The 19,188-nt window shown below is 64.1% G+C and carries 19 protein-coding genes; 11 read left to right on the top strand and 8 right to left on the bottom strand.

Annotated features, from left to right (window positions below; translation table 11 throughout):
* Positions 1–100 precede the first annotated feature (100 nt).
* Positions 101–652 (bottom strand): DUF3617 domain-containing protein, encoded by a 552-nt coding sequence (locus OPU69_RS14370; RefSeq protein ID WP_060977797.1) that lies wholly within the window; start codon positions 650–652, stop codon positions 101–103.
* A 146-nt stretch (positions 653–798) separates the two neighbouring features.
* Here OPU69_RS14370 and uvrB point away from each other — a divergent pair, with 146 nt between their 5' ends.
* The 6 genes from uvrB (at position 799) to OPU69_RS14340 (ending at position 4,713) form a co-directional block, all read left to right on the top strand.
* Complete coding sequence (gene uvrB / locus OPU69_RS14365; protein WP_498511945.1) at positions 799–2,979, top strand: excinuclease ABC subunit UvrB; 2,181 nt, start codon at positions 799–801, stop codon at positions 2,977–2,979.
* 64 nt (positions 2,980–3,043) lie between these two features.
* The gene (locus OPU69_RS14360) at positions 3,044–3,298 is read left to right on the top strand and encodes a type II toxin-antitoxin system HicA family toxin (protein WP_498511943.1); all 255 of its coding nucleotides are present in this window, start codon (positions 3,044–3,046) and stop codon (positions 3,296–3,298) included.
* Positions 3,298–3,525 carry a type II toxin-antitoxin system HicB family antitoxin gene (locus OPU69_RS14355; protein WP_081097170.1) on the top strand — a complete coding sequence of 76 codons (228 nt, stop codon included), beginning with the start codon at positions 3,298–3,300 and terminating at the stop codon, positions 3,523–3,525. Before OPU69_RS14360 ends, OPU69_RS14355 begins: the two co-directional genes overlap by 1 nt.
* A 196-nt stretch (positions 3,526–3,721) precedes the next feature.
* Positions 3,722–3,913, top strand: a complete 192-nt coding sequence (locus OPU69_RS14350) for a type II toxin-antitoxin system RelE/ParE family toxin (RefSeq protein WP_208597873.1) — start codon at positions 3,722–3,724, stop codon at positions 3,911–3,913.
* The gene (locus OPU69_RS14345) at positions 3,888–4,208 is read left to right on the top strand and encodes a HigA family addiction module antitoxin (RefSeq protein ID WP_498511941.1); all 321 of its coding nucleotides are present in this window, start codon (positions 3,888–3,890) and stop codon (positions 4,206–4,208) included. Before OPU69_RS14350 ends, OPU69_RS14345 begins: the two co-directional genes overlap by 26 nt.
* 100 nt (positions 4,209–4,308) lie before the next feature.
* Entirely contained in the window at positions 4,309–4,713 is a 405-nt protein-coding gene (locus OPU69_RS14340; protein ID WP_498511939.1) for a hypothetical protein, read from the top strand.
* Between the two features lie 9 nt (positions 4,714–4,722).
* Here OPU69_RS14340 and OPU69_RS14335 read toward each other — a convergent pair whose 3' ends face one another.
* The 7 genes from OPU69_RS14335 to OPU69_RS14305 form a co-directional block, all read right to left on the bottom strand.
* On the bottom strand, positions 4,723–6,795 hold the full coding sequence (locus OPU69_RS14335; protein ID WP_498511937.1) for a protein-disulfide reductase DsbD family protein: 2,073 nt from the start codon (positions 6,793–6,795) through the stop codon (positions 4,723–4,725).
* Between the two features lie 75 nt (positions 6,796–6,870).
* A complete protein-coding gene (locus OPU69_RS14330) occupies positions 6,871–7,809 on the bottom strand; it encodes a right-handed parallel beta-helix repeat-containing protein (protein ID WP_060977791.1) in 939 nt (312 codons plus the stop codon).
* A 67-nt stretch (positions 7,810–7,876) separates the two neighbouring features.
* Complete coding sequence (locus OPU69_RS14325; protein WP_498511934.1) at positions 7,877–9,160, bottom strand: cation:proton antiporter; 1,284 nt, start codon at positions 9,158–9,160, stop codon at positions 7,877–7,879.
* Positions 9,161–9,246: 86 nt separating this feature from the next.
* Entirely contained in the window at positions 9,247–11,844 is a 2,598-nt protein-coding gene (gene metH, locus OPU69_RS14320; RefSeq protein ID WP_060977789.1) for a methionine synthase, read from the bottom strand.
* 139 nt (positions 11,845–11,983) lie between these two features.
* Positions 11,984–13,030, bottom strand: a complete 1,047-nt coding sequence (locus tag OPU69_RS14315; protein ID WP_060977788.1) for a homocysteine S-methyltransferase family protein — start codon at positions 13,028–13,030, stop codon at positions 11,984–11,986.
* The gene (gene metF / locus OPU69_RS14310; protein WP_498511931.1) at positions 13,027–13,983 is read right to left on the bottom strand and encodes a methylenetetrahydrofolate reductase [NAD(P)H]; all 957 of its coding nucleotides are present in this window, start codon (positions 13,981–13,983) and stop codon (positions 13,027–13,029) included. Before metF ends, OPU69_RS14315 begins: the two co-directional genes overlap by 4 nt.
* Positions 13,980–14,987, bottom strand: coding sequence for an ArsR/SmtB family transcription factor (locus tag OPU69_RS14305; RefSeq protein ID WP_082730707.1), 1,008 nt, complete (start codon positions 14,985–14,987; stop codon positions 13,980–13,982). The genes metF and OPU69_RS14305 overlap by 4 nt, the downstream gene beginning before the upstream one ends.
* Positions 14,988–15,249: 262 nt before the next feature.
* Here OPU69_RS14305 and OPU69_RS14300 point away from each other — a divergent pair, with 262 nt between their 5' ends.
* The 5 genes from OPU69_RS14300 to OPU69_RS14280 all read left to right on the top strand — a co-directional run bounded on the left by OPU69_RS14300 (position 15,250) and on the right by OPU69_RS14280 (position 18,544).
* The gene (locus OPU69_RS14300; RefSeq protein WP_060977786.1) at positions 15,250–15,570 is read left to right on the top strand and encodes a hypothetical protein; all 321 of its coding nucleotides are present in this window, start codon (positions 15,250–15,252) and stop codon (positions 15,568–15,570) included.
* A 77-nt stretch (positions 15,571–15,647) separates the two neighbouring features.
* Positions 15,648–15,827, top strand: coding sequence for a hypothetical protein (locus OPU69_RS14295; RefSeq protein WP_060977785.1), 180 nt, complete (start codon positions 15,648–15,650; stop codon positions 15,825–15,827).
* A gap of 39 nt (positions 15,828–15,866) precedes the next feature.
* Positions 15,867–16,673 (top strand): tryptophan 2,3-dioxygenase, encoded by an 807-nt coding sequence (locus tag OPU69_RS14290; protein ID WP_498511928.1) that lies wholly within the window; start codon positions 15,867–15,869, stop codon positions 16,671–16,673.
* A gap of 108 nt (positions 16,674–16,781) precedes the next feature.
* Complete coding sequence (gene ubiA / locus OPU69_RS14285; protein ID WP_498511926.1) at positions 16,782–17,690, top strand: 4-hydroxybenzoate octaprenyltransferase; 909 nt, start codon at positions 16,782–16,784, stop codon at positions 17,688–17,690.
* A gap of 56 nt (positions 17,691–17,746) precedes the next feature.
* The gene (locus tag OPU69_RS14280) at positions 17,747–18,544 is read left to right on the top strand and encodes a helix-turn-helix domain-containing protein (protein WP_498511924.1); all 798 of its coding nucleotides are present in this window, start codon (positions 17,747–17,749) and stop codon (positions 18,542–18,544) included.
* Positions 18,545–19,188: the final 644 nt, after the last annotated feature.

The following is a 19,188-nucleotide window of genomic DNA, read 5'->3' as shown; positions in this document are numbered from 1 at the left end:
CCCGCGAAGGCGGGAATCCCGCTTTTGCGCCACAGCTGCTCTAAGAAGCGGGACCCCCGCCTGCGCGGGGGTGACGAGACAGGCTTCATTGGATCGGCAATCAGGCCTTGCATTCGCCGATGCGCTTGCCGCTGTTCTTCGCCTTCATCGTCATGCTGCCGAACTCCTTGGAGCTCATCACCATATCCATCTGCATGTCATAGCTGGTCGCGGTATACGTTCCGGTCAATTTGATGTCACCTTGCTGGCCCGGCTGCTTGCCCTTGCAGGCAATGACTGCATTGACCTTGCCGTCGGACAGATCGAGCGTCTTGTAGGCACATTCACCACTATCGGCTCCGGCGAGGAAGTCCGCGCCAGGCTTGCTGGCCTGTTCCTTGGTCAAGCAGTTCTTCACGGCTTGCGGTTTGCCGACCTGCTGCTTCATGGCGTCCTGAAGCTGGGGCGGCATCTTGCTCTTGGCAAAATCAACGTCGAGCATCTCGACCTTGTTCTCCCACTCGCCGGGGCTGAACTTGATCGATTCGGCTTCTCTGGCCACCTCTTCCTTGCTGATCTTGCCGTCGCCATCCTTGTCTGCGCCGCCGCCGCCGCTGCACGCGGCCAGCGCCAGCAGCGGCAGGGCCAGGATCGAAACAGTCTGCATCTTCATGGGGAATTCTCCGTTGGGGCCAGGTGCCATCAGGGGATGCGCGACCGCATGTCCGTGTTGGCAGGCGACCCTAAAGATGCACCCCGGCCAATGCAATCGCATCCCCGCCCTTGCACCGGTGGCCCCGCCTCCGCATATCCTTGGCCATGGCTGAACTGGTAATCCGACGCGGGCTGGAAGAGCCGCAAACCGATGGCACCTTCGTGCCGCACAAGCCGCAGCGGCCCGAAAAGGCCGAGGGCGGGAAGCGCTTCAAGCTGGTCAGCGAATACACGCCTTCGGGCGACCAGCCGACCGCGATCAGGGAACTGGTCGAAGGCATCAAGGCGCAGGACCGCGACCAGGTGCTGCTCGGCGTCACCGGATCGGGCAAGACCTTCACCATGGCGCAGGTGATCGAACAGACCCAGCGGCCTGCCTTGATCCTTGCGCCGAACAAGATCCTCGCCGCGCAGCTTTATGGCGAGTTCAAGAGCTTCTTCCCCGAAAACGCGGTCGAATATTTCGTCAGCTATTACGATTATTACCAGCCCGAAGCCTATGTGCCGCGCAGCGACACCTATATCGAGAAGGAGTCGAGCGTAAACGAGGCGATCGACCGGATGCGCCACTCGGCGACGCGATCGCTGCTCGAGCGCGACGACGTGATCATCGTCGCCTCGGTGTCGTGCATCTACGGCATCGGCTCGGTCGAGACCTATTCGGCGATGATTTTCGACATCAAGGCGGGCGAAAGCGTCGACCAGCGCGAGCTGATCCGCAAGCTGGTCGCGCTGCAATACAAGCGCAACGATGCGAGCTTCACCCGAGGCAATTTCCGCGTGCGCGGCGATACGCTCGAACTGTTCCCGTCGCATTACGAGGATGTCGCCTGGCGCATCTCGTTCTTCGGCGACGAGGTCGAATCGATCGCCGAGTTCGATCCCTTGACCGGCAAGCCCGGCGCGAAGCTCTCCCAAGTGCGCGTCTATGCGAACTCGCACTATGTCACGCCGGGTCCCACGATGCAGCAGGCCGCAGCCGCGATCCGCTTCGAGCTCACCGAGCGATTGAAGGAGCTCGAGGCCGAAGGGCGGCTGCTCGAGGCGCAGCGGCTCGAGCAGCGCACCAATTTCGATCTCGAGATGATCGCCGCGACCGGAAGCTGCGCAGGCATCGAGAACTATTCGCGCTTCCTCACCGGGCGCCTGCCGGGCGAGCCGCCGCCGACGCTGTTTGAATATCTGCCCGAAAACGCGCTGCTGTTCATCGACGAGAGCCACCAGACCGTGCCGCAGATCGGCGCGATGGCGCGCGGCGACCATCGGCGCAAGCTGACGCTCGCCGAATATGGCTTCCGCCTGCCGAGCTGTATCGACAACCGCCCGCTGCGCTTCAACGAATGGGACGCGATGCGCCCGCAAACGGTCAGCGTTTCGGCCACGCCCGGCAATTGGGAGATGGAACAGACCGGCGGCGTGTTCGCCGAACAGGTCATCCGCCCCACGGGCCTGATCGACCCGCCGGTCGAGATCAAGCCGGTCGAGGAGCAGGTCGACGATCTGATCGCCGAGTGCAAGAAGGTCGCCGCCGCAGGATATCGCACGCTCGTCACCACGCTGACCAAGCGTATGGCCGAGGATCTCACCGAGTATATGCACGAGGCGGGGATCAAGGTCCGCTACATGCACTCGGACGTCGAGACGCTGGAGCGCATCGAGCTGATCCGCGATCTGCGCATGGGCGTGTATGACGTGCTGATCGGCATCAACCTGCTGCGCGAGGGACTCGATATTCCCGAATGCGGGCTGGTCGCGATCCTCGATGCCGACAAGGAAGGTTTTTTGCGCAGCGAAACCTCGCTGATCCAGACGATCGGTCGTGCTGCGCGCAACGTGGAAGGACGCGTGATCCTCTATGCCGACCGCATCACCGGCAGCATGGAGCGCGCGCTCAACGAGACCAACCGCCGCCGCGAGAAGCAGATCGCCTATAACGAGGCGCACGGCATCACGCCTACGACGATCAAGCGCAATATCGGCGACATCATCGCGCATGTCGCGAGCAAGGACAGCGTGCTGGTCGACACCGGCGTCGACGACCGCCCGCACATGGTCGGCCACAACCTGCGCGCCTATATCGAAGACCTCGAAAAGAAGATGCGCGCTGCGGCGGCCGATCTGGAATTCGAGGAGGCAGGAAGGTTGCGCGACGAAATCCGCAAGCTGGAGGCGGAGGAACTGGGCCTTCCGGTCGAGCAAAGGGTAGCTGCGCCTAAGGGCAGGGCGACCGAAGGCAAGCCGGGCACGCGCAAGATGCGCTACGGGAAAACGCAACGGAAGTTTTGAGAGATAAGTTATCCACGAAAGCGGATCCACTATGACATAAGCTTGGCTTTACGGAGAAACACCGATGGTCAAGCCCAGCAAACTCTATCAGCAACTCGTCGCAGGCCGTGCAGGCATTATTTCGTTCCGAGATTTCGTGCGGTTGCTCGAAGCGTTCGGCTTTCGTCACCACCGCACCGATGGCAGCCACCATGTCTATGGGCATCCAAAGTTCGAACGGCCGCTGATCATCCAGCCGATCGGCAAGGATGCCAAAGCCTATCAAGCCGCCCAGTTTCTTGATATGGTTGAGCAGGCAGGCCTTGAGATGGATGAATGATGCAGCACCATTATCACATCAACGTATTCTGGTCGTCAGAGGACAATTGCTGGATCGCCGACGTTCCCGATCTCAAGCCTTGCTCCGCGCACGGAGACACGCCGGTCGAAGCGATTTCAGAGGCCGAAGTCGCTATCGGGATGTGGCTCGATTACGCTCGCGAAAAGGGGCACCCCATTCCCGAGCCCCGCTATCGCCCGGCGATTTATGCGGTCAGGGCGGCTTGATTCTTGGATTTTAATTCTCCAGCCTATCCAAACATGGCTTTGGCTTGCGCGCTACATGACGGCGGTAACCGCAGGTGCTGGAAAACTGCATAAGCTTGGCTTTACGGAGAAGCCAGGATGATACGTTCCAGAAACCGAGAAGGTCTGGCTCCGCTCACCCAGCCGCAAGCTGCCGCCGGACATTCAGCAAACTGCCTTGCGCAAGCTTTTGCAGATCGATTCCATCGAGCAGCTTCAGGAATTGCGCGTCCCACATGGCAACAGGTTTGAGCAGTTGAAAGGTTATCAACCGTTGCGATATCGTCTCCGGATCAACGACCAGTGGCCGATCACGTTCAACTGGTCTGACGGAGACGCGCATAATGTCCGGATCGAGGACTATCATTGAGGATGATGACCGGCTGGATAATATCCATCCCGGCTCGATCCTGCGCGAGGATTTCCTGATCGGAAGCGAAATTCCAGCGGTTGAAGTGGCCGATGGGGCCGGCATCCCGCTGGAAACCATAGACGCCTTGCTTGCGGGAATCCGGCCGATCGATGCGGATATTGATCTGAGGCTGGCGCGCTATTTCGGGATGTCCGAGGGCTTTTTCCTCGGGCTTCAGATTGATTTCGACGTCGAGGAAGCCAAGCGGGCGATCGGCAGCGAGCTCGACCGCATCGTGCAGCGCGCCGCCTGAGGCTCTTGCCATCCGCCGCGAAAAGCGGCACCCCGTGATCCAGCGGGTCGCACCGTGGCTCCGTGCATTCCGGCGGGGCAAGACTGATCGGACGTCCTGCATGGCCTTGCAATTTTTCTCCCGTTTCGCCGTCGGCGCAGCCGCGCTGGCTTCGCTCGCTGCGCCCGCGCATGCTCAAAGTTTGTCGGACAAGGAAGGCTATAACGCCCTGCTCAGCTGCGCGGCGTTCTTTTCGGCGGCGGCCGCCATCACCGATGGCGACAAGAAGACCAGCGGCGAGGCGACCGAGCTGGCGACGGCGTTCATGACCGGCGCGATGCTGCTCGCACCGGGCGGCAATCAGGACCGCGCCGAAAAGGAATTGCAGGAGCAGACCGAGGTCTTCGCCGTTGCGATGGTGGCCGACGACAAGGGCATGACCCAGGATCTCGACGAGCTGGCGGATGGTTGCAGCACGTTGGGCGAGAACTATCTGCCCGAGGTCATCGCACGCGCCGGCGAGTAGTGTGCAGCCTCAGCCGACCAATGCGGTCAATGTATCGACGGTAAGCACCTGGGGCAGAATCACCGGCGCCTGGCCCGGTGCATACCAGACATAGAGCGGCACGCCCGAGCGGCCCTGTGCTTCCAGATAGCGGCTGATCTCGGCATCGCGCCGGGTCCAGTCGCCTTCGAGCACCACCACGCCCGCCTTTTTGAACGCCGCTGCGGTCGCCTCGCGCTGGATTGCGGCGGCTTCGTTCGCCTTGCAGGTGATGCACCAGTCGGCAGTGAAATAGGCGAAGACCGGCCTGTTGGCGGTTCGGAGCTCGGCGAGCTTCGCCTCGCTGAACGGCTGGGCGGGAAGAGTGGCACTCGCGGCGCGGGCCGATCCGTTCGGCGCGGCCTCGGTCGGCAAGGCGACGATGGCAGCGACGGCAACCGCCAGCGACGGGACAAGTGCGATCCAGCCACTCCTGCCCGCGCCCTGCCGCGCGCCCAGCCACCAGAGCAGCAGCGCCAACGTCATTGCGGCGGCAAGGCCGAACAGCACGCCGGTATTGCCCGTCTGCTGGCCGAGCAGCCAGACCAGGGCGAGCGCGGTCAGGAACATCGGGACCGCCATGATGCGGCGGAACGTCCCCATCCACGCGCCCGGCCGGGGCATCATCCGGCGCAGCGCGGGCACGAAGCCGATCGCGAGAAAGGGTAGCGCGAGCCCGAGGCCCAGCCCGGCAAAGACGAGCAGCGCGGCAGGCACGGGCAGGATCAGCGCGGTGCCCATCGCGGCGGCCATGAACGGCGCGGTGCAGGGCGTCGCGACAAAGGCTGCGAGCGCGCCGGTCCAGAACGATCCCGCCGCGCCCTGTTTCTGCGTCAGGCTGCCCCCCGCCGAGACGGTCGCGAACTCGAACAGCCCCGCGAAGTTGAACGCTATGGCGGTGACCAGCAGGAGCAGCGCCAGAATGATGCGCGGGTCCTGCAGCTGGAACGCCCAGCCGATCTGCTCTCCGCCCGCGCGCAGCGCAAGCAGCAGTCCACCCAGCCCGAGGCACACCAGCACGATGCCCCCGGTATAGGCGAGCGCATCGCGCCGCGCCGCGCGTTCGTCGCCGCCCGCCTTGGCCAGGCTGATCGCCTTGAGGCTGAGGATAGGGAAGACGCAGGGCATGATGTTGAGCAGCAGCCCGCCGAGCAGCGCGCCGCCGAGTGCGGTGGCGAGCAGCACGAGCATGTCGCCCTCGGCTCTTGTGGTACCGGCGGCGCTGTCGATCCGCGTGCCGCCGGGGGTGACGGCCCCCGGTTTCGCCACCAGATCGAGCCCCATATGCTCGCCAATGCGCAGCACGCCGCCGATTTCAGCAGCATCGCTGCCCGCGACCTCGGTCTCGACGATCAGCCGGTCACCGTCGCGGAAAAAGGCCTGGGGTGCGCGATAGCTGAGCGCCTTGTCGGTGCGCGCGAAGAAATGCGGGGCGTCGATCGCACCGGCGGCGGGGAAGGGGATGGCGATGCGCAGGATCTTGCCGGCGCGGGCAAATGTCGCTTCGGAGCCAAGCGGGGCGGGCAGCCGCTGCCGCCAGGCGTCGAAGCGGGCCCGCGCAGCCTTGTCGATGCCGCCCTTGCCGACGGTCAGCCGAGTGGTCAGCGTCGCGCTTTCGGGCACGCAGATCTCGTCGGTGCACGCCAGCCAGTCGGCCTTGACGCTGATCGGCAGCACCGTGCCGGGGGCGAGCGCGGGATCGAGCTTCAGCGCGACCAGCGGCGCATAAGGGCCTTCATAGACATGGTTCATCAGCCCGGCGATGATCAGCGTCTCCGGCACGGGATAGCGAAGCTCGCCAACCGTCACACCTTTCGGCAGCGTCCATTCGAGCGTCATGCCGAGCCCGGCATCGCCCGGATTTTCCCAATATCCGTGCCAGCCCTTTTTTGGCGTCATGGCAAAGGCGAGATCGACGGTGCTGCCGGGCGCAGGATCGGCGCTTTCGGCGACCAAGGACGCGGCGATATTGTTCGGCCCGCGCTGGAGCGGCTGGGCGGCAGCGGGCAGGGCAAGCGCCAGCAGGAAGATAGCCCAAAGGGTCCGGAAAACAGCCAGCATCATCGCCGCCATGTAGAAGGTTTGCGGGCCAAAACCAATGGCCGTTCGGTGAACGTTTCGCTTTGCGGAACCCGGTGGTTACCGCTGGTCGTAGGCGCTCAAACCCTTGCCCAACCGGTTCTCGCCCAGAGGGATGCGGTCACGGCTCCAGTTGGCGACGAACCAGGTGGCGCGATCGACGCCGGGGGCAAGGCTGGCGTCATTGCCGTAGATCTGCAGCCCTGCGGAGCTGTAGCTGCGACCTTCGGCCGCGACAGCGATGAACGCCGACCAGTTTTCCTTGTTCTGACCCTGGACGAAGATGTTGCGGGTGATCTCGCCGCTCGCGCCGCCGGGCAGGTCGATCATGTAGTTGGTGCCATTGCCCTGGCTGTCGTCGAAGCTCGAATCGGTAATCGATACCTGCGCAGCACGGCTCTTCACATAATGGCCGCCCTGGCCGCGTTCGAAGCGCGAGCGGGTGACGGTGAGCGATCCGTAATCGCCGATATAGATCGAATGCGCGCAATCCGAGGCGCAGATGCCGAGGCCCGAAAAGCTCGACTTGTCTATGACGATCCGTCCGCCCGGATTCTGGGCCGTGAGAATGCCCTGCTGGCTGTTGCGGAACAGGCTGTTGAAGACGCTGAGATCGCCCCATTCCAGCCTGATGCCGGCACCGTTCTCATCGGGCACGCCGATATTCTGGAAGATCAGCCCCTCGACCCGCGCGCTGCGGCCGCGCAGCACCAGCGTCGCCTTGCTTTCGCATACACCGCCGTCGAAGATCGCGGTGCCGGGGGTGGCGGCGCGATAGGTGATGTTGCCCGCCTCCTGCACCGCGCAATCGCGCCAGATGCCGGGCGCGACCTCGATCGTGCCGGTGCCGCCGCCGATCTTGTTCACGGCATCGGAAAGCGAGCGATAGGTCTTGCCGGTCTCGGCGATGCGATAGGGCATGGGACGCTGCTGCGCGAACAGGGGAAGGGCACTGATCAGGGCCAGCGCGGCGACAAGGATGATGCGAAGCGTGGTCATGCCCAATGTCATACCATGCTCGCTGGGAAATGCCGGACTTTAGAGGGTTAACGCGGGCGCCGTCCCGTCACGGCACAGGCGCGGGTCCATCGGTTACCGGCTCGGCCTCACCTTCCATCTTGTGCCTGCGCCCATAGACCAGATCGAACAGCGGCGAGGCCATGAACGTCGTCACGATTGCCATGATGACGAGCATCGAGAACAGCGCCGGGCCGATAATCCCGCGCTGCAGGCCGATATTGATGATGATCAGCTCCATCATCCCGCGCGCGTTCATCAGCGCGCCGATCGCCATGGCGGTGGCATTGTCCTGGCCCGTGATGCGCGCTGCGGCGTAGCAGGCGACCCCCTTGGCCAGGATCGAGGCCGCCAGAATGCCCATGGCGATAGCGAGCAGCTCGGCATTGTTGACCACGGTCAGCTGCGTGTTCAGCCCCGAATAGGCGAAGAACATCGGGATCAGCAGCACCATGATGATCGGTTCGAGCTGGCGCTGCAATTCGCTCGACAGCATCCCGCGCGGCATGCAGATGCCGAGCAGGAACCCGCCCAGCACCGCGTGGATGCCGATATAGTCCATGGCAAAGGCGGCGAGCATGAACAGCACGAGCACAGCGGCGAGCATCGAGTGCGTCACCTTGCCGTTGCGTTCGGTGATGCGGCCCAAAGGCGCGAGCAGCGTGCGCCCGAAAATCAGCATGAACGCGGCAAAGCTCGCACCGCCGACGATTGCCTTGATTGCGACGCCCGGCCCGTCGCCGAAGCTTGCCAGCACGATCGCGAGCACCGTCCAGGCGGCGGCATCGTCGATCGCGCCGGCAGAAAGGGTGAGGCTGCCGAGCTTGGTGTCGGTCAGTCCGCGCTCGTGGATGATCCGCGCGAGCATCGGAAAGGCGGTGATCGCGATGCACGCGCCGAGGAACAGCGTCGCCTGGAACTGGTTGACGTCGCTGGCGAACAGGCCGGGCACGTTCTGCAGCCGGGGTGCAAGCAGCATCGCGACGATGAACGGCACCGCCATGCCGGTGAAGGAAACAGCCGCCGCACTGCCGATCTGCGCGCGAAAATGGTCGGAGCGAAAGCCAAGGCCGACCAGGAACATGTACAGCCCGACGCCCAGCTGCGCGCAGACGAACAGCACGTTCTTGGTTTCGGGCGGAAAGATCGCGGCCTGCAGGTCGGGGAGGAAAAAGCCGAACAATGACGGGCCGAGCAGCACGCCCGCCATCATCTCGCCCACCACCTGGGGCTGGCCCAGCCAGCGCCGCACCGCATAGCCGACAAGCCGGCAGGTGCCGATGATCAGCGCCATCTGCACGAAGAAATATGCGCTGAGTTCAGACGGTGTCACGCGCCGATGCCCCTCCCGCAAACCCGTCGCAGCAGGGCTTGCGGCGGGAGTTTGCGGTTTAGCGGTCCAGAGTCAATCGCCTGCGATCAATCCAGATTGGGACGCAGCCAGCGCCGCGCGGTGTCGAGATCGACTCCGCGCCGTGTCGCATAGTCGGCAAGCTGGTCCTCGCCGATCCGCGCGACGCCGAAATAGGCACTTTCCGGATGGCCGAAATAGAAGCCGCTCACCGCTGCGGTGGGCAGCATCGCGAAGCTTTCGGTCAGCGTGATGCCGGTGGCGTCGGTCGCTTTCAGCAGATCGAACAAAACCGGCTTCTGGCTGTGATCGGGGCAGGCGGGATAGCCCGGCGCCGGACGGATGCCGCGATATTGTTCCTTGATCAGTGCCTCGTTGGTCAGCTGTTCGCCCGCCGCATAGCCCCACAGGGTGGTGCGGACATGCTGGTGCAGCCGCTCGGCAAAGGCTTCGGCCAGACGGTCGGCCAGCGCTTTCAGCAGGATGTCGTTATAGTCGTCATGCGCTGCCTTGAAGCGTTCCAGATGCTCGTCGATGCCATGGCCCGCGGTGACCGCGAAACCGCCGATCCAGTCGCCCGCCGGATCGATGAAATCGGCGAGGCACATGTTCGCACGGCCCTCGCGCTTGGCGATCTGCTGGCGCAGGAAGGGCATGCGGATTTCCTGGCCATCGGCATGGATGAACACGTCGTCGCCGTCGCGCCGGCACGGCCACAGGCCGACGACGCCCTTGGCGGTCAGCCATTTCTCGGCGATGATCTTGTCGAGCATCGCATTGGCATCGGCAAACAGCGAGGTTGCGCTTTCGCCGACAATTTCGTCGGTCAGGATCGCGGGGAAATTGCCCGCCAGCTCCCAGGCGCGGAAGAACGGCGTCCAGTCGATGCATTCGCGCAGGTCCGCCAGGTCCCAGTCCTCAAAGACGTGCACGCCCGGCTGCGCCGGTGCCGGCGGCTTCTGGCTCATATCGGCGACGAACGCATTGGCACGCGCGACATCGATCGGCGACAGGTCGTTCTGCCCCTTGTTCGAACGTGCCAGGCGCACCGCCTCATATTCTTCCGCCACCTTGGCGATGAACGGTTCGGCGAGCGTGCCGCTGACGAGGTTGGAGGCGACGCCGACGGCGCGGCTCGCATCGAGCACATGCACCACCGGGCCTTCGTACGCCGGCGCGATGCGCAGTGCGGTATGCACCTTGGAGGTGGTCGCGCCGCCGATCAGTAGCGGAATGCGCATCCCGGCCTTCTGCATTTCCTCGGCCACGGTCACCATCTCGTCGAGCGAGGGGGTGATCAGGCCCGAGAGGCCGATGATGTCGGCCTGGTTGTCGTTCGCGGCCTTGAGGATGTCGTGCCAGGGCACCATCACGCCGAGATCCACGACCTCATAGCCGTTGCACTGCAGCACCACGCCGACAATGTTCTTGCCGATATCGTGCACGTCGCCCTTCACCGTGGCCATGATGATCCGGCCCTTGCCCTTGGCGTTCGGGTCCTTTTCTGCCTCGATATAGGGGAAGAGGTGCGCGACCGCCTTTTTCATCACGCGCGCGGACTTCACCACCTGCGGCAGGAACATCTTGCCCTCGCCGAACAGGTCGCCGACGACGTTCATGCCGTCCATCAGCGGCCCTTCGATCACCTCGATCGGGCGCGCGGCAGCGAGCCGGGCTTCCTCGGTATCCTCGACGATATGCGCGTCGATGCCCTTGACCAATGCGTGCTCCAGCCGCTTGACCACCGGCCAGCTGCGCCATTCGGCGGCTTCCTTCTCGGCCTTTTCGTCCTTGCCGCGGAAGGTCTCGGCGAGCGTGATCAGCTTTTCGGTCGCGTCATCGCTGCGGTCCCAGATCACGTCCTCGCAGGCTTCACGCAGCACCGGATCGATGTCGTCATAGATGTCGAGCTGCCCCGCATTGACGATGCCCATGTCCATGCCCGCCTTGATCGCGTGGTACAGGAACACGCTGTGCATCGCGCGGCGTACCGGTTCGTTGCCGCGGAAGCTGAACGACAGGTTGGATACACCGCCCGAGATATGGACGTGCGGGCAGCGCTGCTTGATGTCGCGGCAGGCCTCGATAAAGTCGATGGCATAGCGGCGATGCTCGTCGATGCCGGTGGCGACCGCGAAGATATTGGGGTCGAAGATGATGTCCTCGGGCGGGAAACCGATGCCGGTCAAGAGCTTGTAGGCGCGCTCGCAGATCTCGACCTTGCGTTCCCGGGTATCGGCCTGGCCGACCTCGTCGAACGCCATCACGACCACGGCGGCGCCGTAATCCATGCAAATTCGGGCATGCTTGAGGAACTCTTCCTCGCCTTCCTTCATGCTGATCGAATTGACGATCGGCTTGCCCGAGACGCATTTCAGCCCTGCCTCGATCACCGACCATTTGGACGAGTCGATCATGAACGGCACGCGCGCGATATCGGGCTCGGCGGCAATGAGCTTGAGATAGCGCGTCATCGCGGCATGCGCGTCGAGCAGGCCTTCGTCCATGTTGATGTCGATGATCTGCGCGCCGCTTTCGACCTGCTGGCGCGCGACCTCGACCGCCTCTTCATAGCGGTCTTCCATGATCAGCTTCTTGAACCTGGCCGATCCGGTAACGTTGGTGCGCTCGCCGATATTGACGAACTGGGCAGTAGACTGGGTCATCTTGTCACTTTCGCCCTCTCCCCTTCAGGGGAGAGGGTTGGGAGAGGGGAACATGCGGAAGAGGGTTGTGATGTGCCCCTCTCCCTTCGCCGCTACGCGGCTCTTCCCTCTCCCCTGAAGGAGAGAGGGCATATCGGACTCAAGCCGCCATCGTGAAAGGCTCCAGGCCGGAAAGGCGCGTCTGGACCGGCAGGGCCGGGATGGCGCGCGGCGGGGCGCTGGCGACGGCGCGCGCGATCGCGCCGATATGCGCAGGCGTTGTGCCGCAGCAGCCGCCGACGACGTTGATCAGGCCGTCTTCCAGCCACTGGCCGATCAGCTTGGCGGTATGCTCGGGCAGCTCGTCATACTGGCCGAGGTCATTGGGCAGCCCGGCATTGGGATAGGCCATGATCAGCGTATCGGCCTGGCGTGCCAGCGCGGCGAGATGCGGGCGCAGCAGATCCGCGCCGAACGAACAGTTGAGCCCGACGGTGAGCGGTTTGATGTGGCGAACGGCGTGCCAGAAGGCCTCGACGGTATGGCCCGAAAGATTGCGTCCGGCCATGTCGGTGATCGTCATGCTGAGCATGATCGGCACCTCGCGGCCTGCGGCCTCTGCGGCATCGCGCGCAGCCATCGCGGCGGCCTTGGCGTTCAATGTGTCGAAGATCGTCTCGATCAGGATGAAATCGACCCCGCCTTCGACCAGCGCGTCGCACTGTTCGCGGTAGACGTCGCGCATCGTGTCGAAATCGACCTCGCGAAAGCCCGGATCGTTGACGTCGGGCGAGAGCGAAAGCGTCTTGTTGGTCGGGCCGATCGCGCCTGCGACGAAGCGCGGCTTGCCGTCGCGCGCTTCTGCCGCATCGGCTTCCTCGCGCGCGACGCGGGCGGATTCGATATTGATCTCGCGCACCAGATGCTCCGCGCCGTAATCGGCCTGGCTGATGCGGTTGGCGCTGAAGGTGTTGGTCTCGATGATGTCCGATCCCGCGTCGAGATAGGCGCGGTGGATGCCGGCGATGACCGACGGGCAGGTCAGCGCGAGAATGTCGTTATTGCCCTTCTGGTCATGGGTGAATTCCATGCCCCCGCGAAAATCGGCTTCTTCCAGCCGATGCGCCTGGATCTGGGTGCCATAGCCGCCGTCGAGCATCATGATGCGCGTGGCGGCGATCGACTTGAGCTTTTCTGCGGGGCTCATGCGGCATTCTCCTGAAGCACCGGAGCGGCGGCGACCTTGGGCGCGCGCAGGCCCAGCAGATGGCAGATCGCAAAGCTCAGCTCGGCGCGATTGAGGGTGTAGAAATGGAAGTGGCGCACCCCGCCCGAATAGAGGCGGCGGCACATTTCGGCAGCGACGGTGGCTGCAACCAGCTGGCGCGTGGTCGGGTGATCGTCGAGTCCTTCGAACAGGTCGTTCATCCATTGCGGGATTTCGGTGCCGCAGGCCCCTGCGATCTTGCGCGTGGTCGCGACATTGCTCACCGGCAGGATGCCCGGCAGGATCGGCGCGGTGATGCCCGCGCGGGTATAGGCATCGCGGAAGCGGAAGAAGGCTTCTGGCGAGAAGAAGAACTGGGTGATCGCCTGATCCGCCCCGGCATCGAGCTTGCGCTTGAGATTGTCGATATCGCTGTCGGCGCAACCGGCATCGGGATGCGTTTCGGGATAGGCCGCGACCGAAATCTCGAACGGCGCGACCTGCTTGAGGCCCTTCACCAGTTCCGCCGCATTGGCATAGCCCTGGGGATGCGCGACAAACTTCTCGCCCATGCGCGGCGGGTCACCGCGCAGCGCGACGATGTGGCGCACGCCCGCATCCCAATAGCTCTGCGCGATCGAGTCGATCTCGTCGCGGCTGGCATCGACACAGGTGAGGTGTGCCGCGGCGGGGATCGCGGTCTCGGAGGCGATGCGCGCGACCGTGGCGTGCGTGCGTTCGCGCGTCGATCCGCCGGCACCATAAGTGACCGAGACGAATTTGGGGCCGAGCGGGGCAAGCGTGGTCAGCGTGTCCCACAGGGTCGCCTCCATCTTCTCGGTCTTGGGCGGAAAGAACTCGAAGCTCACTTCGACATCACCGGCCAGCCCCGCGAACAGTGGCGCGCCCAGCGCCTCGCGCGCTTCGGCCAGTTGTTTGAGAGAGAGGGTCATGCAGCGGCCTTTCTGGGCGTTACGTGTGTCTGATCATGGGGCTGGATGCGGGCCGGCTCGCCGCGATGCTGGCCGAGCCAGATCTTCACGGTCAGCGTGCCGCCAGAGAGACTGCGCGTATCGATCAGCGCGAAGCCGGCATGGCCGAGCAGCGCGGTCATGGTGTCGTCGCCAAAGCCCAGGCGCGCGTGCGCATCGCGCTCGCGCAATTCCTCGAGCGCATGCGGTGCGAAATCGACAATGGCGATGCGCGCGCCGGGCGCCGCGACCCGTCCGGCCTCATCGAGCACGGCCTGCGGGTTCTGTGCGTAATGCAGCACCTGGTGCAGCAGGATCGTGTCTGCTGCCGCATCGGCCAGCGGCAGCGCGTAGAAATCGCCCTGGACCAGATCGACCGAGCCGCTCTGCAGATGCTGCAGCTTCGCGCGCGCCAGGCGCAGCATTTCCGGGCTGCGGTCGATGGCCGTGCTGTGATCGGCGGTCGGGCCGAAAAGCTCGATCATGCGGCCCGTGCCTGTTCCGATATCGAGCAGACGGCCCAACGGGCGTTCGCCGATCATCGCGGCGAGCGCGGCCTCAACCTCGGCCTCGGGTAGATGGAGCGATCGGATCGCGTCCCATTCGCCGGCATGCTGCGCGAAGAAATCGGCGGCGCGCGCGTCGCGGACGCTGCGAATCGCCTGGAGCTGTTGGCGGTCGCTGGCATGCTGCGCGGCCAGCGCCTCGCCCACCGCGTCCTCGCGGCGCAGAAAGGCGTCGAGCAGCCTGGCGGCCTCGTGGTCGCGGCGCGGCAGCGCGGGGCGCAGGAAGACCCAGCTGCCTTCCTTGTGCCGCTCGGCCAGCCCCGCCTCTGCCAGGATGCGAACATGGCGCGACACGCGCGGCTGGCTCTGATCGAGCACCTGCGCGAGCTCGCCAACCGAAAGCTCCATCAGCTGCAGCAGCAGCATGATGCGCAATCGGCTGTCGTCGGCCAGTGCCCGGAAGAGCGTTCCCATGTCCATGAGGGGTCATATAAAGAAATCTTTATATGTGGTCAATCGGGCTTGGGAGACGGCGGTGCGTGGGCATCAGACTGGGCCAAGCGTAAAGCCGTGTTTCGCTTTGTCGCTTATCCCAACCAAAAAGATTGCAAAGGCAGAATTTGGGCGCTAGATGCGCGCGTCCGACAGTGGGGGCTTGGCTGAAGCTTGTCGGCACGGTTGTGACGTGTTTAACTCCTTTTGGGCTGGTTATCAGCCATTTAGACAAGGACGGAAGTTCAAGATGAAGAGCATTATTTCGATCGCATCGGTTGCCGCACTCTCGCTGGCTCTGGCTGCTTGCGGCGCAGAAAAGACCGAAGAAGCTGCCACCACCGAAGCGACCGCTGAAGAAGCTGCCGACGCTGGCATGGAAGCTGCTGAAGCTGCTGGCGACGCCGCTGCTGAAGCCACCGAAGCTGCTGGCGAAGCCACCGAAGCTGCTGCTGAAGGCGCTGTCGACGCTGCCGAAGCTGGCGCCGACAAGGCTGCTGCTGCTGCTGGCGAAGCCAAGGACGCTGCCAAGGACGCCGCTGCCGCCGCTGGCGAAGCTGCCAAGAAGTAATGCCTCGCTTCTTCGGAAGCTTGGATAAGATACAGGCCGTCGGCGCTTTGGCGCCGGCGGCCTTGTCGTTTGGGATTATGGCGTTTGGGCTGGCCTCGTGCGGGCCTGCCGAGAACGACCCGGGCCCGGGTGGCGTGACCGTGGGCGAGGCCCGCGCGCTCGACGAGGCCGCCGAAATGCTCGACGAGCGTCAGGCCAATCCGGATGCGGCGACCGAGCCGAGGGGCGACGCTGCGCCGAACGAGAGCGACCGCTGAGCGGTTCCGCTTTGGTCCGCCGGGCGCTATGACCCGGGCATGACCGATACGCCCCTTGATCCCCCCATGACCTATGCGCGCTATCTCGCGCTCGATTCGCTGCTGGCCTGCCAGCACCCCATCTCGTCGGAAGATGACGAGATTCTGTTCATCATCATCCACCAGACCAAGGAATTGTGGCTCAAGCAGATCATCCGCGAGCTGCAGCTGGCCAATGCGCAGGTCGCCTCCGGCGCGCTGATCCCTGCGTACAAGGGGCTGGCACGGGTAAGCCGCATCCAGGCGGTGATGACGCTGAGCTGGGATATCCTCTCGACCATGACGCCGAGCGACTATTCGCGCTTCCGCGGCGTGCTGGGGCCCAGTTCGGGCTTTCAGTCGGACCAGTTCCGCACGGTCGAATATCTGCTGGGCCTGAAGGACGGCGCTTTTCTCAGATATCAGCAAGACCGGCCAGAGGCGCTGGACGCCATGCAGCAGGCGCTGGCCGCGCCCAGCCTGTGGGATAATGCGATCGCCGCGCTGGCCCGCGCCGGCTTTGCCATTCCCGATTCGCTGCTGGAGCGCGATTTTGCAAAGCCGCACGCACCCGATCCGGCGGTGGAGGACGCCTTCCTCGAAGTGTATCGCCAGCCGGCACGCTATTGGGATCTCTATCAGCTCGCCGAAAAGCTGGTCGATCTCGACGACGCGATGGCGGCCTGGCGGCACAAGCACGTGCTGACGGTCGAGCGGATCATCGGCATGAAGCGCGGCACCGGCGGCACGGCGGGGGCGGCGTACCTGCACACGACACTGGCCAAACGCGCGTTCCCTGAATTGTGGTCTTTGCGGACGAGGCTGTGATCACACAGCACACCCTCGTCATTCCCCCGAACGCGGGGTGACGATGAAAATGGCACGGGGGAACCGGGACATGTTCCTTGCGCAACAAATCACCGCTAAGCCTTGACCATGACCACCACCCCGCTTCCCGATACCGAAACCCGCGGCCTGCTCTCCATGCTGCCTGCCGCAGCGCGGCCTTATGCGCTGCTGGCGCGCTTCGATCGACCGATCGGCTGGTGGCTGCTCTACTGGCCCTGCGCCTATGCGCTTGCATTGGCGGGCGGTCTTCGCGCGCACTGGCCGCTTCTTTTGTGGATGCTGGCGGGCGCGATCGCGATGCGCGGCGCGGGCTGCGTTTATAATGATATCGTCGACCGCGATCTCGATGCCCGGGTCGCCCGTACCCGCGGACGTCCGCTGGCAAGCGGGGCGGTGAGCCTGAAGGCCGCCTGGGCCTGGCTGATCGGCCTGTGCCTGATCGGGCTGGTCGTGCTCGTGCAATTGAACCTCACCGCCGCTCTGATCGCGATTGCCTCGCTCGCGCTGGTCGCCGCCTATCCGTTCATGAAGCGAATCACCTGGTGGCCGCAGGTCTGGCTGGGGCTGGTGTTCAGCTGGGGCGCGCTGGTCGCCTGGGCGGCGGTGACCGGTTCGGTCTCGCTTGCGGGCCTCTTGCTCTATGGCGGCTGCATCACCTGGGTGATCGGCTATGACACCATTTATGCGCTGCAGGATGTCGAGGACGATGCGCTGGTCGGCATCAAGTCGAGCGCGCGCGCGATGGGCAGCGCGGTGCGCCCCGGCGTCGCGCTGTGCTATGCGCTCGCGATTGCCGGATGGGGCGGCGCGATCTGGCTGGTGCGGCCCGATTGGGTCGCGCTCCTCGCCTTGCTGCCGGTGGCGGTGCATCTCGCCTGGCAGATTCTGACGCTGAAGCCTGCGGACCCTCAGGACCCGCTCGCCAAGTTCCGCAGCAACCGCAATGCCGGGCTGCTCGCCTTTCTTGCCTTTGCCGTGGTCGGGCTGGCGGGGTGATCCGATGACCTTCGAGGTAATGGCGGCGGTTCTCGCGCTCGGCTAGTTTCGTCCGCATGAAGAACGAGACCCGAACCCATGAACCCGCCGGAGCGCAATTGCGCCAGTGGCGCGAACGCCGCCGCCTCAGCCAGCTTCAGCTGGCGCTCGAGGTCGAGATGTCGACCCGGCATCTGAGCTTCGTCGAAACCGGGCGCGCGCAGCCGAGCCGCGACCTGATCATCCGGCTGGCCGACTATCTTGACATCCCGCTGCGCGCGCGCAACCAGATCCTGATTGCGGCGGGCCTGGCGCCCGAATTCGAGGAGACGGGGCTCACGGCGCCCGAAATGGCCGAGGCGCTGGCGGCGGTCGAGCATCTGCTGAAGGCGCACGAGCCGTTTCCGGCGCTGGCGGTCGATCGGCACTGGAACATGGTCGCGGCCAATGGTGCGCTAGCGGTGCTGACCGAACAGATCGCGCCGTACCTGCTCGAACCACCGGTCAACGTGCTGCGCCTCGCGCTGCACCCCGATGGCCTCGCGCCGCAGATCGTCAATTACGAACAATGGCGCAGCTATATCCTGCACCGGCTCGATCGCGATATCGAGCTGACCGCCGATTCGGGGCTGGCCGAGCTGCGCGACGAGCTGGCCGCCTATCCGGGTTCGGCCAATGACAACGCCCCGCCCGGGCGCGCGCCGATCGCACTGCCGATGATCATCGACACCGTGGCGGGCAGACTGTCGTTCATGAGCACGGTGACCATCTTCGGCACCCCGCGCGACATCACCCTGTCCGAACTCGCGCTCGAGACCTTCTTCCCCGCCGATGCCCACACCATGCAGGTGCTGCGGTCGCTTGCCGGTTCGTGATGGAAGGGGAGGGGGACGGCAGGGGGTTCGCGAGACCTGTGAAGCGAACCACCCTGCCGGAAGTGAAGATGACTGTGCGCGTACCAGTGCACGCGCTATGCCAGAAAGCGGGAAGCGCGCTTTTACATGCACCTAAGTGGTTAACGCATCGCTACGAACACTGCGACTTGTAAAAACTTCCGACAATGCCGACACGCGCGCATCGGCACGTGCTGATCGCACGGTCTGTAGCGGCGTTAGCCTGATCCCATGTTTCCGTAGCGTCCATTCAATGAATGAATAAGAGTCTGTGCGAGGAATGTAAAACAGTTGGATCCATTTTCTTCCCAATAGACTCAAATTGCCCAGCGAACATGCCCACAAAATCTTGAATCGGCTAAGTTATGTAGGATAGCCGAACTTGCCAATCTGATCCCGGCCACTAAACGGCGCGCCCTTCTGCAATCGATTGCCAAGTGGGGTGCGGTATGACTGTGGACGCTTTTCTCGATTACGTTGACTGGCTGGATGCGGATGCGGAACTATGGATCGATCCACCCCGTTCCAGCGGCTATCGACTGTGCTCTCTAGGCCGTGTTGACAAAAGACTTCAGCCATAGGCGGGTGGCGGCGAGGTTGAGGAAGCTCTCGAACGATAATACGGT

Source organism: Blastomonas sp. 34TW (assembly GCF_059803595.1).
This window is presented reverse-complemented; position numbering and strand designations above follow the sequence as displayed.

Coding starts and splice junctions, on each gene's coding strand:
- OPU69_RS14370 (WP_060977797.1), bottom strand. CDS start 652: ATGAAGATGCAGACTGTTTCGATCCTGGCCCTGCCGCTGCTGGCGCTG.
- uvrB (WP_498511945.1), top strand. CDS start 799: ATGGCTGAACTGGTAATCCGACGCGGGCTGGAAGAGCCGCAAACCGAT.
- OPU69_RS14360 (WP_498511943.1), top strand. CDS start 3,044: ATGGTCAAGCCCAGCAAACTCTATCAGCAACTCGTCGCAGGCCGTGCA.
- OPU69_RS14355 (WP_081097170.1), top strand. CDS start 3,298: ATGCAGCACCATTATCACATCAACGTATTCTGGTCGTCAGAGGACAAT.
- OPU69_RS14345 (WP_498511941.1), top strand. CDS start 3,888: ATGTCCGGATCGAGGACTATCATTGAGGATGATGACCGGCTGGATAAT.
- OPU69_RS14340 (WP_498511939.1), top strand. CDS start 4,309: ATGGCCTTGCAATTTTTCTCCCGTTTCGCCGTCGGCGCAGCCGCGCTG.
- OPU69_RS14335 (WP_498511937.1), bottom strand. CDS start 6,795: ATGATGCTGGCTGTTTTCCGGACCCTTTGGGCTATCTTCCTGCTGGCG.
- OPU69_RS14330 (WP_060977791.1), bottom strand. CDS start 7,809: ATGACCACGCTTCGCATCATCCTTGTCGCCGCGCTGGCCCTGATCAGT.
- metH (WP_060977789.1), bottom strand. CDS start 11,844: ATGACCCAGTCTACTGCCCAGTTCGTCAATATCGGCGAGCGCACCAAC.
- OPU69_RS14315 (WP_060977788.1), bottom strand. CDS start 13,030: ATGAGCCCCGCAGAAAAGCTCAAGTCGATCGCCGCCACGCGCATCATG.
- metF (WP_498511931.1), bottom strand. CDS start 13,983: ATGACCCTCTCTCTCAAACAACTGGCCGAAGCGCGCGAGGCGCTGGGC.
- OPU69_RS14305 (WP_082730707.1), bottom strand. CDS start 14,987: ATGGACATGGGAACGCTCTTCCGGGCACTGGCCGACGACAGCCGATTG.
- OPU69_RS14300 (WP_060977786.1), top strand. CDS start 15,250: ATGAAGAGCATTATTTCGATCGCATCGGTTGCCGCACTCTCGCTGGCT.
- OPU69_RS14295 (WP_060977785.1), top strand. CDS start 15,648: ATGGCGTTTGGGCTGGCCTCGTGCGGGCCTGCCGAGAACGACCCGGGC.
- OPU69_RS14290 (WP_498511928.1), top strand. CDS start 15,867: ATGACCGATACGCCCCTTGATCCCCCCATGACCTATGCGCGCTATCTC.
- ubiA (WP_498511926.1), top strand. CDS start 16,782: ATGACCACCACCCCGCTTCCCGATACCGAAACCCGCGGCCTGCTCTCC.
- OPU69_RS14280 (WP_498511924.1), top strand. CDS start 17,747: ATGAAGAACGAGACCCGAACCCATGAACCCGCCGGAGCGCAATTGCGC.